This is a genomic window from Sphingobium sp. CCH11-B1, from assembly GCF_001556865.1.
Classification (GTDB): domain Bacteria; phylum Pseudomonadota; class Alphaproteobacteria; order Sphingomonadales; family Sphingomonadaceae; genus Sphingobium.
This window is the reverse complement of sequence record NZ_LSJY01000063.1, coordinates 1-16,121: the sequence shown is the minus strand read 5'-3', so window position 1 is coordinate 16,121 and position 16,121 is coordinate 1. Positions and strand designations below refer to the sequence as shown.

General features: G+C 64.8%; 13 protein-coding genes, 1 tRNA gene and 1 pseudogene. 5 read left to right on the top strand and 10 right to left on the bottom strand.

Features of this window, described 5'->3' with window-relative positions:
- Window positions 1-53: 53 nt before the first annotated feature.
- Window positions 54-290 (top strand): annotated as a pseudogene (locus AX724_RS22700) (transglycosylase domain-containing protein); the annotation flags it as partial.
- Between the two features lie 201 nt (window positions 291-491).
- On the opposite strand, the gene AX724_RS06805 reads toward AX724_RS22700, so the two are convergent.
- The 6 genes from AX724_RS06805 to AX724_RS06780 form a co-directional block, all read right to left on the bottom strand.
- On the bottom strand, window positions 492-3,140 hold the full coding sequence (locus AX724_RS06805) for a TonB-dependent receptor (protein ID WP_066764684.1): 2,649 nt from the start codon (window positions 3,138-3,140) through the stop codon (window positions 492-494).
- Between the two features lie 363 nt (window positions 3,141-3,503).
- Entirely contained in the window at window positions 3,504-4,772 is a 1,269-nt protein-coding gene (clpX, locus tag AX724_RS06800; RefSeq protein WP_066764683.1) for an ATP-dependent Clp protease ATP-binding subunit ClpX, read from the bottom strand.
- A 139-nt stretch (window positions 4,773-4,911) separates the two neighbouring features.
- Complete coding sequence (gene clpP / locus AX724_RS06795) at window positions 4,912-5,547, bottom strand: ATP-dependent Clp endopeptidase proteolytic subunit ClpP (protein WP_066764681.1); 636 nt, start codon at window positions 5,545-5,547, stop codon at window positions 4,912-4,914.
- A 95-nt stretch (window positions 5,548-5,642) separates the two neighbouring features.
- Window positions 5,643-6,620, bottom strand: a complete 978-nt coding sequence (locus AX724_RS06790; protein WP_066764676.1) for a glycosyltransferase family 2 protein — start codon at window positions 6,618-6,620, stop codon at window positions 5,643-5,645.
- A gap of 142 nt (window positions 6,621-6,762) precedes the next feature.
- On the bottom strand, window positions 6,763-8,376 hold the full coding sequence (tig, locus tag AX724_RS06785; RefSeq protein WP_066764670.1) for a trigger factor: 1,614 nt from the start codon (window positions 8,374-8,376) through the stop codon (window positions 6,763-6,765).
- A 59-nt stretch (window positions 8,377-8,435) separates the two neighbouring features.
- Window positions 8,436-8,520 (bottom strand) — tRNA-Leu (locus AX724_RS06780).
- A 121-nt stretch (window positions 8,521-8,641) separates the two neighbouring features.
- On the opposite strand from AX724_RS06780, the gene AX724_RS06775 reads away from it, so the two are divergent.
- The 4 genes from AX724_RS06775 to AX724_RS06760 all read left to right on the top strand — a co-directional run bounded on the left by AX724_RS06775 (window position 8,642) and on the right by AX724_RS06760 (window position 11,379).
- The gene (locus tag AX724_RS06775) at window positions 8,642-8,839 is read left to right on the top strand and encodes a hypothetical protein (RefSeq protein WP_066764669.1); all 198 of its coding nucleotides are present in this window, start codon (window positions 8,642-8,644) and stop codon (window positions 8,837-8,839) included.
- A 196-nt stretch (window positions 8,840-9,035) separates the two neighbouring features.
- Entirely contained in the window at window positions 9,036-9,641 is a 606-nt protein-coding gene (locus AX724_RS06770; protein ID WP_066764685.1) for an RNA polymerase sigma factor, read from the top strand.
- Window positions 9,559-10,587, top strand: coding sequence for a FecR family protein (locus AX724_RS06765; RefSeq protein ID WP_066764665.1), 1,029 nt, complete (start codon window positions 9,559-9,561; stop codon window positions 10,585-10,587). Before AX724_RS06770 ends, AX724_RS06765 begins: the two co-directional genes overlap by 83 nt.
- Before the next feature lie 57 nt (window positions 10,588-10,644).
- On the top strand, window positions 10,645-11,379 hold the full coding sequence (locus AX724_RS06760) for a metallophosphoesterase family protein (RefSeq protein WP_066764659.1): 735 nt from the start codon (window positions 10,645-10,647) through the stop codon (window positions 11,377-11,379).
- Window positions 11,380-11,406: 27 nt separating this feature from the next.
- Here AX724_RS06760 and AX724_RS06755 read toward each other — a convergent pair whose 3' ends face one another.
- The 4 genes from AX724_RS06755 to AX724_RS06740 form a co-directional block, all read right to left on the bottom strand.
- Window positions 11,407-13,149, bottom strand: coding sequence for an MFS transporter (locus AX724_RS06755; protein WP_066764657.1), 1,743 nt, complete (start codon window positions 13,147-13,149; stop codon window positions 11,407-11,409).
- Window positions 13,150-13,151: 2 nt separating this feature from the next.
- The gene (locus AX724_RS06750) at window positions 13,152-13,898 is read right to left on the bottom strand and encodes an FkbM family methyltransferase (RefSeq protein ID WP_066764655.1); all 747 of its coding nucleotides are present in this window, start codon (window positions 13,896-13,898) and stop codon (window positions 13,152-13,154) included.
- Window positions 13,895-15,043 carry a glycosyltransferase family 4 protein gene (locus tag AX724_RS06745; RefSeq protein ID WP_066764653.1) on the bottom strand — a complete coding sequence of 383 codons (1,149 nt, stop codon included), beginning with the start codon at window positions 15,041-15,043 and terminating at the stop codon, window positions 13,895-13,897. Before AX724_RS06745 ends, AX724_RS06750 begins: the two co-directional genes overlap by 4 nt.
- Window positions 15,040-16,121 (bottom strand): hypothetical protein (locus AX724_RS06740; protein WP_066764651.1); only part of this gene is annotated, 1,082 nt, incomplete at its 5' end. The genes AX724_RS06745 and AX724_RS06740, both read right to left, overlap by 4 nt.

Sequence of the window (16,121 nt, the reverse complement as noted above, 5' to 3'; positions counted from 1 at the left end):
AAAGGGGGTCCCTCTTCGACGCCGATCGGGGGTCCCTTTTGAACGCCGTTTGACACGTCGCGGAAACCGGGATCGGCACCTATGGCGTCCAGGCAGGCGCGATCCGCTATTTCCATCATGGCGCGGGCAAGCTGACCCGTGCCGAAGCCGCCCGCATCGCCGCCGTCCTGCCCCTGCCCAAGCGGCGCGCCGCCGTCGCCCCCGGCGGCTTCACCCGCCGCTACGGCAACAGCATCGCCCGCCGCATCGGCTTCGTCCAGCGCGATCGCCTGGACAGCTGCCTGAGATGAAATAGGAAATCCCGCGCTTAACTTCGCATATTTCCCGCAGAATTCGTCATAAAGTTGCGCCGCGCCGATCCTATCGGAATGCGGGCAAGCCGCGCAACAGCACCCACCCTGCCGTCCCACGCACCGATAGGACAGCAGCCGCCCAACAGGAAAGGGCGGGGATCGCTCCCCGCCCTTTCCCGTTCGATTGCGCTAATGCGATCAGAAGCTGACGTGCAGCGAACCCGACACCGCGCGCGGCGAACCGATCTGCACGAAGCCCGGCGAGCCGTAGACGCCGGCGTTCGCGCCAGACAAGGTCAGGCTTTGGTTCAGGTTGCCGCCGAAACCACCGACGTAGAATTTGTCGAACAGATTGCTGACGTTCAGCTGGAAGTAAGTGCCTTCCGCACCCCAGCGCGCCAGCGAGAAGCGGGCGTCCAGATCGACCAGCGTGTAGGCCGGAGCCGCCGCGCCGTAGATCTGCTGTGGGGTCAGCGCACCCGCAATATTGCGGTACGTCGGCACGTTGGTGTCGTAGACGTAGCGCTTGCCGGTGCGCTTGGCCTGGATACCCAGCGTCACGCCCTCGACATTGATCTCGGCGCGGGTGCCAAGCGTGTAGACAGGCGCCCCCGATTCACGCTTGCCCGCAGTCGGAGCAAAGAGCGGGGCATTGGCCGCCGTGCAACCGGGGATCAATGCGAAGCCGGTCGCCGGGCATACACCGATCTGGAGGTCGTCCTTGATCTTGGACTTCAGATAGGAGCCGAACACATAGAGGTTGAAATATTCGATCGGCGACCAGGACACGCTGCCGTCGATGCCATACTTTTCGACCTTGCCAAGGTTACGATAGACGCTGGCGTTAAGTTCGGCGTCGTAGGACGAAGCTAGGCGGTTTTCATAATTGGTATACCACAGCGAAACCTGCGCCTGGAAATTGCGCGAAGTGTAACGGCCGCCGAGGTCGAAGCTATCGGTAGTTTCAGGTGAAGGATTGGCGCCGTCGGTGCCAACCGGGAAGAAGAAGGCGTTGTAGAGCGAGTCGGTTCCGGGAACCGACAGACCCTTGGAATAATTCCAGAAGATGCTGGCGGCAGGGGTGATCTTGTAGTTCAGGCCAACGCTCGGCAGCACCTTGTTATAGTTGTAGGTACGCTTTTGTGCGGGTTGCCACGTCGGGTTCAAGGTCGTGGTATTGGTCGGGATGGCGACACCGGTGCCGAAGCATTCCACAAAGCCCGAGGCGCTGGAGGTCAGGCAGTTGTTCTGGAGCTTGCGCTTGAAGAAAGGCGCGCGCAGGCCAGCCTGAACCGTCAGCGTTTCATCCATGAACTCACCGAGATATTCGGCCGAGACCTGATGCAGGATCGCGTAGGACAAACGATCGCGCTTTTGGAGCGCGGTGCCGTTCACGTCGAGCTGAGGATCGTCCACCGGGAAATATTGGAGGCCATAACCGGTCTTGCCGACCAGGCCCACTTCGCCGGTCTGGCGATGGCGGCCATGATCGAAGGTGTAGGCGACGCGAACGCGCTGCGTGTCGCTGATGTCGTAGCGCAGCGAGGAAATGACCGCGAACCGGTGCGTCTGGGTCTGGCTGGGTGCCAGCATGTTGACCGTGTCGAGGATGTCGCCGTCGCCGTTGATGTCACGACCGAAATAGGGGACGCCGCCGAAATAGCCTGCGGTGCAGGCGACGCCCGCGCCGGTGGTGACGGTGGTGCAGTTCGCCGCACCACCCGTGGGATTGATGTCGCGACGCGCTTCAACCGCCGCGACGGTACCGCCACCATTCGCCTTCACATACTGGTAGCTCGGATCGACGGTCAGGACCAGTCCGTCCGCCAGGGTGAAGCGCGAATTGATGCGGATGTTGCCGGTGTCTGACGGGTTGTAGCGATAGTCGAACACGGTGCCGCAGCTACCGGCCGCCTGGGCGGTGCCGGCAACGGGCGTCGGTGATTCGCAAGGCGCGAGCGTATAGAAGCGCTCATCCTTCGTGATGGGGAAGCGATTGCTCGACGCGGAACCCGCGACGCGCGGCGCAGAGTTGGTCGGCGACTGGGTCGTGTCGACTCGCAGCGGCAGCGATCCGAAGAAGTTGTTACGGTTAGCATTCCAATGGCCGGCGACCGAGACGAAGTCGCCATTGCTGCCGATCGGCTGATAGATCTTTGCGTTATACTGCTGCTTGTCGATCTTGCCGATATTGTTGAACGGCACTTCATTGCGCGTGGTGGACGCCGAGAACCAAGCCTTGGTACCGAAGGGCGTGAACACGCCGGTTTCGACAAGGCCGAACAGGCGGAAGAAATCATACTCGCCGGCCGCGCCGACCATCGTCACCTTGAAATCATCCGAACCCTGGATCGAACGATAGTTGACCGTGCCGCCCGAAGCCGCCGCCGTGGGGCTGTCGACGTCGGTAGAACCCAGGTTGACGTTGATTTCCTCGATCAGCTCGGGATCGAGCTGCTGGTTCGAATAGATGGCGTAGTTGCCGGTGTCGTTTAACGGCATGCCGTCGAAGGTCAGCGAAACCCGATCCGGGCCAAAACCGCGAATGTTGAGCGTGCCGCCGGCTGAGCCGTACGGGTCGTTGTTCTGGAAGCTGACGCCGGGGATCAGGTTGATGGCGTTCAAAATGGTGTTGCCCGACCCCTGCTTGGCGATGATTTCCTTGGTCAGGACGCCCTTAGCCTTGGTGGTGTCCGGAAGCACCACGCCTTGAATGCCGCTGGAAACACGCGCACCGGTGACGACGATCGTGTCTTCAAAATCCTGGGAACCCGTCGACTGCGCCGACACTGCGCTGGGTGCAACCACAGCGATAACCGCTGCGCTTCCCATCAGAAACTTTTTCATATGACCCTTGTCCCTTTTCAAGAGTGGCGCGTGCGCCCCCATCCATGCTGTATTTCAAGCCGCGGCCGCTTCTGGCGGCGCCTGACGACGCCCCTGTGATGCGTCGATTGCAATTATGTTACAATGCGCCAGCGAGACTGTCACATTTGTGCGCCGACCCCATCACTCCTCCCCCACGGCGACGATCTCATGGCATCAATGCACTGAAAACAAACAGCTTTATGCCGAAATTCACGGGTCATTGAACAGTGGTGCAATTTTGCAACGCGGCAGGATTTTTTGTGCGGCGCGAGGAACCACATGAAAAAGGGGCAGGCGATGCGATCGCCTGCCCCCTTATGAAGTGCCTGGAACCAATCGAAATCAGGCTGCGTCTTCGGCCCGCTTCTTCTTGTCGCTGAACACCCGAATCGGCTCCTTCGTGCCGGCGACGACATCCTTGTCCACCACCACTTCGCCCACGCCTTCCATCGACGGCAGGTCGAACATGGTGTCGAGCAGGATCGCCTCCAGGATCGAGCGCAACCCACGCGCACCGGTCTTGCGCTCGATCGCCTTGCGCGCGATCGCGGTGAGCGCGTCGTCGGTGAAGCTGAGTTCCACATTCTCCATGTCGAACAGCTTGGCATATTGCTTCACCAGCGCGTTCTTCGGCTCGACCAGGATCTTGACCAGCGCGGCCACGTCCAGGTCTTCCAGCGTGGCGATCACCGGCAAGCGGCCGACAAATTCGGGGATCAGGCCGAACTTCAGCAGATCCTCCGGCTCGCTCTGGCGCAGAAGCTCGCCCGTGCGGCGCTCTTCGGGCGCGGCGACATGCGCGCCGAAGCCGATCGACTTGGCTTCCAGACGATCGCCGATGATCTTTTCCAGCCCCGCAAAAGCGCCACCGCAGATGAACAGGATGTTGGTCGTGTCGACCTGAAGGAATTCCTGCTGCGGATGCTTGCGCCCGCCCTGCGGCGGCACGCTGGCGGTGGTGCCTTCCATCAGCTTGAGCAGCGCCTGCTGTACGCCCTCGCCCGACACGTCGCGGGTGATGGACGGGTTTTCGGCCTTGCGGCTGATCTTGTCGATCTCGTCGATATAGACGATGCCGCGCTGCGCCTTCTCGACATTATAGTCGGACGCCTGCAGCAGCTTGAGGATGATGTTCTCCACATCCTCGCCGACATATCCGGCTTCCGTCAGCGTCGTCGCGTCCGCCATGGTGAAGGGGACGTCGAACGTCTTGGCCAGCGTCTGGGCGAGCAGCGTCTTGCCGCAACCGGTCGGGCCGACGAGCAGGATGTTGGACTTGGCCAGTTCCACCTCGCCCGGCTTGGAGCCGTGGTTCAGGCGCTTGTAGTGATTATGGACCGCGACCGACAGCACCCGCTTGGCGCGGTTCTGACCGATCACATAATCGTCGAGCACGTCGCAGATTTCCTGCGGGGTCGGCACGCCGCCATCCTTCCGCCCGACAAGACCGCCCTTGGTCTCCTCGCGGATGATGTCGTTGCACAATTCCACGCATTCGTCGCAGATGAAGACGGTCGGCCCGGCGATCAGCTTGCGCACCTCATGCTGCGACTTGCCGCAGAAGGAACAGTATAAAGTGCTTTTCGAGTCCGAACCGGTAAGCTTAGTCATTCGCCATTCTCTCTTCCCCCGTGCCGCCGGCCGCCTGGCCGGGCGCAATCAGGGGATTTTCTGGTCCAAAGATCATCCTAGACCGCGGTACGCCATTTCCACAAGGGGTCAAAGTGGCGCACCGCGGTAAAGATAGTCTTTAGCCCTCTGTTGTCTCGGCCGCGACGGGCCGGCGGTCGAACACTTCGTCGACCAGGCCGAACGCCTTGGCTTCGTCCGCTTCCAGGAAAGTGTCGCGGTCCATCGCCCGCTCGACTTCCTCCAGGCTCTTGCCGGTATATTTGACGTACAGGTCGTTCAGGCGACGGCGGATGCGCAGGATTTCCTTTGCCTGGATTTCGATGTCCGACGCCATGCCCTGCGCGCCGCCCGACGGCTGGTGCACCATGATCCGCGCATTGCTGAGCGCGATCCGCTTGCCCGGCTCGCCCGCCGCCAGCAGGAAGCTGCCCATCGAAGCCGCCTGGCCGATGCACACGGTGCCCACCTGGGGGCGGATATATTTCATCGTGTCGTGGATGGCCATGCCCGCCGTCACGACCCCGCCCGGCGAGTTGATGTACATCCAGATGTCCTTTTTCGGATTTTCCGATTCCAGGAACAGAAGCTGGGCGACGATCAGCGAGGCCATATGATCCTCGACCTGCCCGGTGACGAAGATGATCCGTTCCCGCAGCAACCGCGAGAAGATGTCGAAGCTGCGCTCGCCGCGGTTCGACTGTTCGATGACGATGGGGACCAGCGCGGCCATGGGATCGGACATGATATCGGTCATTGTTGCTCTTTTCCGGGTGATTGCTTTTGCCCACGCCCTACATCGGGACAAAAGACAGATGGTTCAAGGGGGGAAGCGCATGGCCGCGCGGGCCGTCAATCGCGCCGCGCGAAATCGGATGGCGCGCGGAAGGCGAGGTAGGCGAGCCGCCGCACTTCCCGCCGCCCGCGCACCACGGTATCGAGGATGAGGCCGCACATGATCGACAATGTAGCCAGGATCATCAGCCCGGTGACGAGGATGGCGGTCGGAAAGCGCGGCACCAGGCCCGTCTCCATGTAGGTGACGATCAACGGCGCCGCCAGCCCGAGCGCCAGCGCCGCCAGGAACGCGGCGATGATGCCGAAGAACAGCACGGGCCGCTCGACCCGGTAAAGGGTGATGATCGTGCGCAGGATGCGCCATCCGTCGCGATAGGTGCTGAGCTTGCTCACCGATCCTTCCGGCCGCGCGCCATAGGCGGTCATGACCTCGGCAACCGGCATGGCGAGTTCCAGCGCATGGACGCTGATCTCCGTCTCGATCTCGAAGCCGGCGGACAGGACCGGGAAGCTCTTGACGAAGCGGCGCGAAAAGACGCGATAGCCCGAAAGGATGTCGGTGAAGCTGCGGCCGAACAGCTGCTTCAAGAGGCTGGTGAGCGCCCAGTTCCCGAAGCGGTGGCCGCGCCGGTAGGCGGCCTCCACCTCGTCACGGCGCGCGCCGACGACCATGTCGAGATTGTCGTCCAGCATCGCGGCGACCATGCGCGGCGCGGCGGCGGCCTCGTAGGTCGCGTCGCCATCGGCCATGACATAGATGTCGGCGTCCACATCGGCGAACATGCGGCGCACGACATGGCCCTTCCCCTGCTGGCCCACACGGCGGACGATCGCGCCCGCCCCTGCCGCCAGTTCGTAGCTGCCGTCGCTGCTGTTATTGTCGAAGACATAGATGTCGGCGGTCGGTAGGGCGCGGCGGAAATCCGCGACCGTCTGCACGATGGCACCGGCTTCGTTATAGCAGGGCAGGATAACGGCGATGCGCGGCGTGGGGCTGGCGACATCGCTGTTCACTGCCGGATATTCCTTCATCGCTTGCGCGCCCCTGCCCCGTCCATGCCAGCGACATGGCGCATCATCATTAAGATTTCGTCTGCCATGCCGCGCGCGAAATGAAAAGCGCCCGGCTTCGTGCGTGAAGCCGGGCGCGTGTTCCTGCGGCAGGACTGCCGGATTATTCCGCCTTGGCGGCAGCCTTCTTGGGAGCAGCCTTCTTCTTGGGCGTCTCCTCGGCAGCCGGCGCATCCTGCGCGACGGTTTCTTCCTTCTTGGCGGCGGCTTTCTTGGGCGCGGCCTTCTTCGGCGCGTCCTGCGCCGTTACCTCTTCGGCGGCCGGAGCGGCGTCGGCTTCGGGCTCGGCGGCCTTCTTCTTGGGAGCGGCCTTCTTCGCCTTGGGCTTTTCGCCATGATCGTGGTCATGGTCGCAGTCGGGGCCATGAACATGCGGCTTCAGGTCGCCGTCTTCGGCTTCGATCGCGGCTTCCAGCTCCTCGCGGGTCACGGTGCGGTCGCTGATCTCCGCCTTTTCGAACAGGAAGTCGACGACCTTGTCCTCATAGAGCGGGGCGCGCAGCTGGGCGGCGGCCATCGGGTCCTGACGCACATATTGCACGAAGCGCTCCCGGTCCTGCGGGCCATATTGCTGCGCGGCCTGCATGATGAGGCGGTTCATTTCCTGGTCGGACACGGTCACGCCGTTCGCCTGACCGATTTCCGACAGGAGGAGGCCCAGGCGAACGCGACGCACGGCGATGGCGCGATAATCGTCCTTCTCGGCTTCCATTTCCTTCAGCGCGGCTTCGGGATCTTCCTCATGGCTGGCTTCATGCTGAAGCTGCGCCCAGATCTGGTTGAACTCGGCCTCGACCATGCTCGGCGGCACGTCGAAATCATGCGCCGCGGCCAGCTGGTCCAGCAGCTTGCGCTTCATATAGGTGCGGGTGAGGCCGTTATGCTCCTGCTCGATCTGCCCCTTGAGCAGTTCCTTGAGCTTGTCGAGCCCTTCCAGGCCCAGCGACTTGGCGAATTCATCGTCCAGCTTGGGTTTGTCGGCGTCCAGGATCGCCTTGACCGTGACGTCGAAGGTCGCCTCCTTCCCGGCCAGGTGCTCCGCGCCATAATCTTCCGGGAAGGTGACGGTGATGGTCTTCTCGTCGCCCTTCTTCACGCCGGTCAGCTGTTCCTCGAAGCCCGGAATGAACTGGCCCGAACCGATCTTCAGCTTCACGTCCTGCGCGGTGCCGCCCTCGAAAGCCTCGCCATCGACCTTGCCGACGAAATCGATGCTCAGCGTGTCGCCGTCCTTGGCCTTGTGGCTGGCGGGATATTCCTCCAGCGCGCCCTGCTGGCTGGCGATGCGGCCAGCGGCTTCATCCACCTGCGCTTCGGGCACTTCGGCGGTCAGCCGTTCCAGCTTCAGGCCTTCGATGCTGGGCGCCGCGATTTCCGGCAGCACTTCCAGCTCCACCTTGATCTGGGCGTCCTTGCCGAACTCGAAATTCTCGTCCAGCTCGACCGAAGGCTGCATCGCGGGGCGCAGCTTCTGATCGGCGATCAGCTTCTGGATGCTGTCCTGGATCGAGTTGTTGAGCGCGTCGCGCTGCAGCGATTCCCCGTGCATCTTCTTGACCAGGTTCGCCGGCACCTTGCCGGGGCGGAAACCGGGCATGCGCACCTGCGGTGCGATCGCCTTCACTTCCTTTTCCACGCGGGCGTCGATGTCCTTCGACGTAATGGTCACGGTATAGGCGCGCTTCAGGCCCTCGTTCAACGTCTCGACAGTCTGCATCTCTTCTCTCAAACGCTTTCTTCAGCTGAATTTCGGTGGCTTGGCCGCAGGCGGCGCACTGGTGCGGGCGAAGGGACTCGAACCCCCACATCTTGCGATACCAGAACCTAAATCTGGCGCGTCTACCAGTTTCGCCACGCCCGCATCGGTCGCCGGTCGGCGCGGCATAGAGAAAAGCGCGATAAGAGGCAAGGGATAGTGGCGACGCCGGCGGAACCGGGCCTTTGCCCAAGCGTAGGCCTGTTGCATGACAAAGGAGAGACAGATGGCCACGCGTCCCGACACCGGCCCCGATGGCGTTCCCGCGCCCGACATCATCGAGCCGCAGTCGCCCGATGAACTCCCCCCTCCGTCGACCCCGGACGAGACTCCGATGCGGGAGCCGGACGAGATCGCGCCGGTCGGCCCGGACTATGACCAGCCCGACAGCGCCCCGACGGAGCTTCCCCCGCCACCCGACTGATCCGCATCAATGCCGGGGCGCACAAACTGTGCGCCCCGCGCCACATATCCACAATTTATTTTCACCATTTCGGAACTTTCCGCACGATCCCGGAAAAATGCTGGCCCGACGGCTGGACAGCCCCCTGCAAGCATGATTGACTGTTACAAAATAAAGAATGGCGGGAGAGGCGCGGCTGGCAATCAAGGGGGTCGACGTGCACGGGGTTCGCGCAAAACTGGACTGGTTCAAGACGGTGATCCTGCCTCAGGAAGCGGCGCTTCGGGGCCGCTTACGCCGCATCCTCCCTTCCACCCACGAGCTTGAGGATATGGTCGCGGAAGTCCTGACCCGCGCCTATGCCACGGAAAATTGGGAGAATGTGACGACGGGAAGAGCCTATCTCTTCACCATCGCCCGCAACCTCGTGATCGACACCGCCCGCCGCAACAAGGTGGTCAGTTTCGAAACCATCGCCGACCTCGAACTGCTCGGCGGCGAAAACAGCATCGAAGCCCAGCTCCACGCCCGCGAAGCGCTCCGCCAGGTCGAAACGATCGTCGAGTCGCTTCCCCCGCAATGCCGCCGCGTCTTCATCCTCCGTCGCATCCATGAAAAATCGATGCTGGAAATAGCGGAGGAAATGTCCCTGTCCGTTTCTACCGTTGAAAAACATCTGGCCAAAGCAATCGCAATAGTTATGCGAGCCTGGGCGGAACGTGAGGAAACGGACTTCGAACGTGCAGGCGTCGGGACCAGAGTCGGATGGCAACAGCCGGAACGCGATAGAGGCGGAAGCCGCGCGCCTGCTGGCCAGGCTTAACGCCGACCCCACCCCGGAGGACGAAGCCCGGATCTGCGCCTGGGTCGAATACAGTCCCGCCCACGCCATAGCCTTCGCCCGTGCCGAAGCCGCCTGGGACGCGGCCGAGCGGTTGAAGAGCGCCGCCGCCGACATCACCCTGCCCCCCATCGTCAACGAAGCGAACCAGCGCCGCCTGTCGCGCAACATCATGGTCGCCGCCGCCGTCGCGGTCATGCTGTTCATCGTCGCCGCCATCGTCACCGTCCGCACCTTCAGCGGTGTCGACCGCTACGAAACCGCTGTGGGCCAGATGCGCGACATCGCGCTTTCGGACGGGACCATCCTTCATCTCAACAGCGACAGCGAGGCGGAAGTCCGCTTCACCGAAAACGGCCGGCGCGCGCGCATCCTGAAAGGGGAAGCGTCGTTCGACATCGCCCATGACACGGCGCGCCCCTTCGATGTGGAGGCGCGGTCGGCCGTCATCCGCGCGGTCGGCACCGCCTTCAACGTCCGCCTGCGCCCGTCGCTGGTGGAACTGACGGTTACGCAGGGCGCGGTCACCGTGCGCTCGGGCGGCAGCGCGGCGCAAAAGGTCGCGGCGGGCAACGGCGCGGTGATCCAGCCCCGCCGCATCTCCCTGACCCAGCTAGGCCCTAAGCTGATCGGCCAGCGCACCGCCTGGCGCGAACAGATGGTCGAACTGGACGGCGAGACGATCGAGCAGGCGGCGGGCGAGTTCAACCGCTACCGCAGCGCCCCGATCCTGATCGGCGACCAGCGCGTCTCCTCGCTCCGCATCGGCGGCCGATTCCGCACCACCGACAGCCGCGAATTCCTTTCAGCCCTGCAACTCAGCCTGCCGATTCGCGCCGTCGACGGCGAAGACGGATCGGTCATGCTGCTCTACCGCGACGAAGAGCAACCCGTCCCGAACCAGGAGCCTGGCCGCTCTGCCAGTTGACGGCGGCAGAAGACGGCGACATTTGCCGCCATGCCGCGACGCCCCTAAAGTGCCGCGATGAAGATCGCCGTCCTTTCCGACATTCATGGCAACATCGCCGCGCTCGACGCGGTGCTGGCCGATGCCGCCGATCGCGGGGCGGACCGGATCGTCAATCTGGGCGACATCTGTTCCGGCGGCCTGTTCCCTGTGGAAACGGCGGACCGGCTGATGGCGCTGGACCTGCCGACGATCAGGGGCAACCACGAACGCCAGCTGTTGGAGCAGGCGCCCGAACATATGGGATTGTCGGACCGCCATGCCGCGCGCACCCTTCGGCCAGAGCATCTCGCCTGGCTGGCGGCGCTGCCTGAGACAGCGTGGCTGACCCATGACATATTGCTGGTCCACGGCACGCCCGGCAGCGACCTCGCCTATTTTCTGGAAACCGTGACGGAGGACGGCATCCGCGCCGCCACCCCTGCGGAGGTAAAGTCCCGCATCGGCGCCGTCTGCGCGCCAGTGATCCTGTGCGGGCACACCCATATTCCCCATGTGGTGGTGATCGAGGACGGCCCGCTGATCGTCAATCCGGGCAGCGTCGGCCTGCCCGCCTATGACGATACCCGTCCCTACCCGCACAAGGTGGAGACGGGGTCGCCCCATGCCCGCTACGCCATGCTGACGCAGGCGGATGGCGCATGGCAGGCGGAGTTGCTCTGCGTCGACTATGACTGGGAACAGGCGGCCCGCGATGCAGAGGCCAATGGCCGTCCCGACTGGGCCAGGGCGCTGCGCACCGGCCGCGTCTAGCGGTCCACGCCCCGCCCTGCTGCCGCCCTACATGGCATTGCCGGCGGCCTCCATCGCATCCTCCATCGTTTCGGGCAACGGCGGCTGCACCGGCCGGTCGCATCCGGCCTCCCGCATATGGGCGCGCAGCGCGTCCATCCGGTCCAGCCGCCACCGCGCCAGCGGCACGCCCAGCGGCCGGAACTCGGCCCGGTCGAACAGCTCGACGACATAGGACTGGCAGAGGCGGTCCACCTGTTCCAGCGACAGCATGCCAAGGTTCATGACCATCGGCTTGCCCGGCACCCCGTCCCGCCCACGCACCAGATCGGTGACGTAGAGGCCGCCGCGCGGATCGACCAGCACCACATCCGCCTGGCTCGAATCGATCAGCCTGTGGCTGGCGGCATAGGGCGCGACGAATTCATGCGTCCGCCACACCAGGAAGGCGCTGCCCAGCGCGGTGATGGCGAGGCCTACGAACAGCGGACGCATCGCGCCGGCCGGGCGGTAGCGCGCCCATCCCAGCCCGGCGAGCAGACAGAAGGGGCCGATGAAACCATGGGCATAGCGGAATCCCCAGCCATAGCCCTGCGCCAGCGCCAGCACGCATCCGGCAAGGCAGCCGAGCGCCAGCGGCAGCGCGATCTCCTGCCCCCGGATCATCCCTCGCCAGCGCATCGCCGCGATGCCCAGCATCGCAAGCGGCACCATCAATATATTGTTCCACGCCATATAGCGGCTGAGGTTCACCAGCGGCTGCCACCGATCGCCCAGCCGCTGGAACAGGCTGCCCACCTTGTCCGCCACGCCCGCAGACGGACGGACATCGGTCGGCGCGCCCAGCGCATGAAGCAGGAATCCCGGCCACAGCTTCGCCCACACGATGACGATGACGACTATGGTCAGCGCGTGGAACGCTGCCGCGCCCCAGCGCCGCGCCAGCAGCATCCACAGGATGAAGGGGATGATGAAGATGGGCGGAAAATGCCACTGGTGCAGCCCCGCCGCCACCAGCGCCACGACCCCCGCCGCCAGGTGCCCGGCCACCCCGCCGCGCAGCACCAGCGCCAGCCAAACCATATTGAGCGCGAAATGGCCCGTCATGGCATAGGGGGTCATCGCCGTGACCCATAGCTGGCTGGAGGAAAAGCCGAGCAGGATCGTCACCCACACGGCGTCCGGCCGGTCGGGCATCAGCCGCACGGCGATCCGCCACAGCGCGGCAAGGCCCGCCATCAACAGCACCGGTCCCGCCAGATTGGGGTCGCCCAGTTGCCAGAACAGCGCCTGGATCGCGCTGTTCACTGGCAGATAGGCCGCCGTCCAGTAATCCGCCGCGCCGAACGGGGAGAAGAATTCCGGCATGATCGCCCGGCGATAGGGTTCCCATTCCACCGGGATCGGCCGGGCGAAAAGCCCTTCGCGCATATAGGCGGCGGCGAAGCGCGCGACCTCTTCGTCGCGGCTGATCGCATAATCCTGGAACAGTGCATAATGGCCCGCCCATGCGGCCATGCCCAGCAGCACGATCAGGGGAATGACGATCCGGGCGCTGGGCGGCGGCAGGGCGAAACCCCGCCCTTCGGCAAGGGGCGCGGCCAGCGCCAGCAGTAACGCCATGCCCAGCAGCGCCGGGAAATCCTGGTCCAGAAACAGGATGACGGGCAGGCTGAGGCCTTGCCGATAGGTGACATGCCACAGGAATGTCGCGCCCAGCCACAGGGCAAGGCCGATCGCGCCTGCCAGGAACAGGCGGCGCGCATCGACGAAGGCGCTGCCTTGCCCCATGCTCAATCCCCGACCAGCGCCCGGTTGACGAAGATGCCGTCCATCTCGACCAGCAGCGGGAAATGCCCCTTGTTGTTGGCGAAGAAGGCCGATGGCGCGAAGCCGCGCGCCTCCAGCCAGTCGATCATCTGGCGATAGCTGGTCCCGCCGTCATAAATCGGCCGCACGCCCAGTTCGGTCTGCACGCCCGCCATGCGGGTCAGCATCCCGCCCGCGCCCTCGCATACCGACAGGTCGTGGCCCTGCGTGTCCATCTTCAGGAACGGGCGGCCGAAACCGTGGCTTTGCATCAGTTCGGGCAGCAGCGTGTCGATGCGCCGGCACTGCATCTCCACCGTTTTCGTCACCTTGTTGCGGTCGGCAAAGACCGCATCCTGATCGCCTGCGGGATTTTTGAGCGAACTGAACTGGTCGGCGGCCATGATGTTGAAGCTGGCCGCGCCATCGAAATCCGACAGCGCCATGTTGAACACTTGCCAGCGCCGGTCCGAAGCCGCCTTGCGCTGCAACTCGGCAAACACATCGGGGTTCGGCTCGAACGACAGGATCAGGCCGCGATAGCCCGCGTCCTGGCGCGCCATGGTCGCATATTGGCCACGGTTCGCGCCGACGTCGATCAGGCAATCCACCGAAAAGGCGCTCAGGAACCGGCGGAGCGCCTGCACCTCTGGATATTGGTGCGCCCGCCCGGCCAGCGACAGCCGTGCCGCCAGCCACCTGTCCCGCAGCTCGCGCCGGTATCGGTTCATGCGCGACCGGCCAGCACGGTTTGGTAGATGCCGATCGTCGCCAAGCCCATGTCCTTCCAGCTACCCATCGTTTCGCCATAGGCTCGCGCCCGCGCGCCTGCCTCCCGCCTGATGGCGGCGCTTTCGATCAGCGGCAAGAGGGCTTCACCCAGCGCCGCGGCATTTCCCGCCTGCGTCCGCGCCGCCACGCCGTCGGGCAACTGGCCGAACATGCCCGCGTCGGATGTCACCATCGCCTTGCCATGATGCAGCGCGGACAGGAACGCCCCGCTCGAATCGATCTGCCGATAGGGGAAGGCGATGATGTCCGCCCGCACGATATGCGCGTCCAGCCGCGGTTCGGTGAGGAAGCCGAACTCGGTGACCAGCCGGTCGGCAAAGCCGGCCCCGGCCACAGCCTCCACCAGCGGCGCGACATCCATGAACGGCTTGCCCACCAGCGCCAGTTCGAAATCCAGCCCGCTGCGCCAGAGGCCGATGCACGCCCCGATCAACAGGTCCACGCCCTTGTAGGGGCGGATCGTGCCGAAGAAGAGCAAGCGCGGACGGGCAGGAGCGGGCACCGCAGCCAGATCGGCGGCGGACGCAACGGCCAGGCGCATGGGCGGGTGCGGCGTCACGTGGATGCGCGCGTCATCGACCCCCTGCCGCACCAGCGCGGCGCGCGTCGTGTCGCCATGCACGACCAGCGCATCGAACAGGTCCAGCAGCGCGCGATAGCCCCGCCCCTGCACCCCGGCATCGTCATGATAGGCGTCGGCATTGTGCACCGTATGGACCAGCGCGACGCCGCTCCGCTTCAGCCGGCGCAGCAGCATCGCGTCGGCGGGCGCGAGCGGCAGCCACTGGACATGCACGATGTCCGCCGACCGCATCGGCGCGATGTCGCCCAGCGCGCAGCCCAGCCCATATTCCGCCGCCTTGACAAGGCGGAAGCCGCGCCCCTCCCCGATCCTGCGCCGCAACGCCTCACTTACGCGGAAGAAGTACGGGACGTAACGATAGCCCTGCGGCAGAATCGCATCCGTGTCGCGCATCGGCCTGCCGAGCAGCGTCACCCGTGCGCCCGCCTGTCCCATCGCCGCGCACAGGCCGTCATCGTAACGCCCGGTGAAGAGCGACGGGTCGAGCATGGCGATCTTCATCCCCGCGCCAGCCTGCGCAGCGACGCCATGTGCAGCAGCGCGGCACCTGACAGCGTCGCGGCATAGAGGGCGAGAAAGGCGAGGTCGAACCGCTGCGGCCATAGCAGCGCCGCCAGCGGCGCGCTGGCCAGCGATCCGGCAAGGAAAGGCAGCGACCGGCGCAGCAGCAGCGCGAACCGGCCGAGCGCCGCCTGCACATAGACCGACACGCACAGCAAGGTCAGTCCGCCAAGGCCAAGGAGCATCAGCAGCAGGTCCGCGCGGTCGATCGCCGCCCGACCGTCGAACAGCAGCCTGAACAGCCGTTCCCCCGCGACCATCAGCACCGCCGCCAGCATCCCGGCGAACAGCAGCGCGGCGGCCAGCGCCCGCCCCAGCAACTGCCGCAGCCGCACGACGTCGCCGGCATGAAAGGCGCGGGTGATGCGCGGCAACGCCGCCTCCACCATCGCGCGCACCAGCATCGACAGCGATCGTGACATTTTGAAGAAGAAATCGAACAGCAGCATCGGGCGCGGGTCTGCCGTCACTGCTGCGATGGTGAAATAGGGCGCGTTATAGGCGACGATGTCCGACAGGGTGAACGCCGCCGATGCGCCGATGTCGCGCAGATAATGCGCGCGCACATGGCCGCCCCCGACGCGGAAGGCCAGCCAGTGCCGCCGCTCCATCCCCAGCCGCCGGTGCACATGGCCGATGGCGTAGGCGATGACAGCCAGGCTGACGGCAAGCTGCAACGCCACCGACAGGCGCGGATCCATGCCGCCCAGCATCGCGACCAGCAGCCCGATCGTCACCACGCGCCGCCCGCAATCCAGCATTTCCCAAAGGACGTTGCCGTCCACCGCCGCCAGCGCGCGCTTGGCGAGCAGCGCCGGCAGGTTGAGGCAGGCCGACAGGAAGAAGAGCAGGAAGAGCAGCGGCATCCGCGTCTCCAGCCATCCCATCGCCAGCGCCCCGCACAGGATCAGCAGCGCAGCCCCGACCAGCAGGCCAAGGAACAGGAACAGCACGCCCATCTCCTCCAGCCGGAAACCGCCCGCAGCGTCCGCCTCCTCGCTGCCGAGCCCCCCGCCCG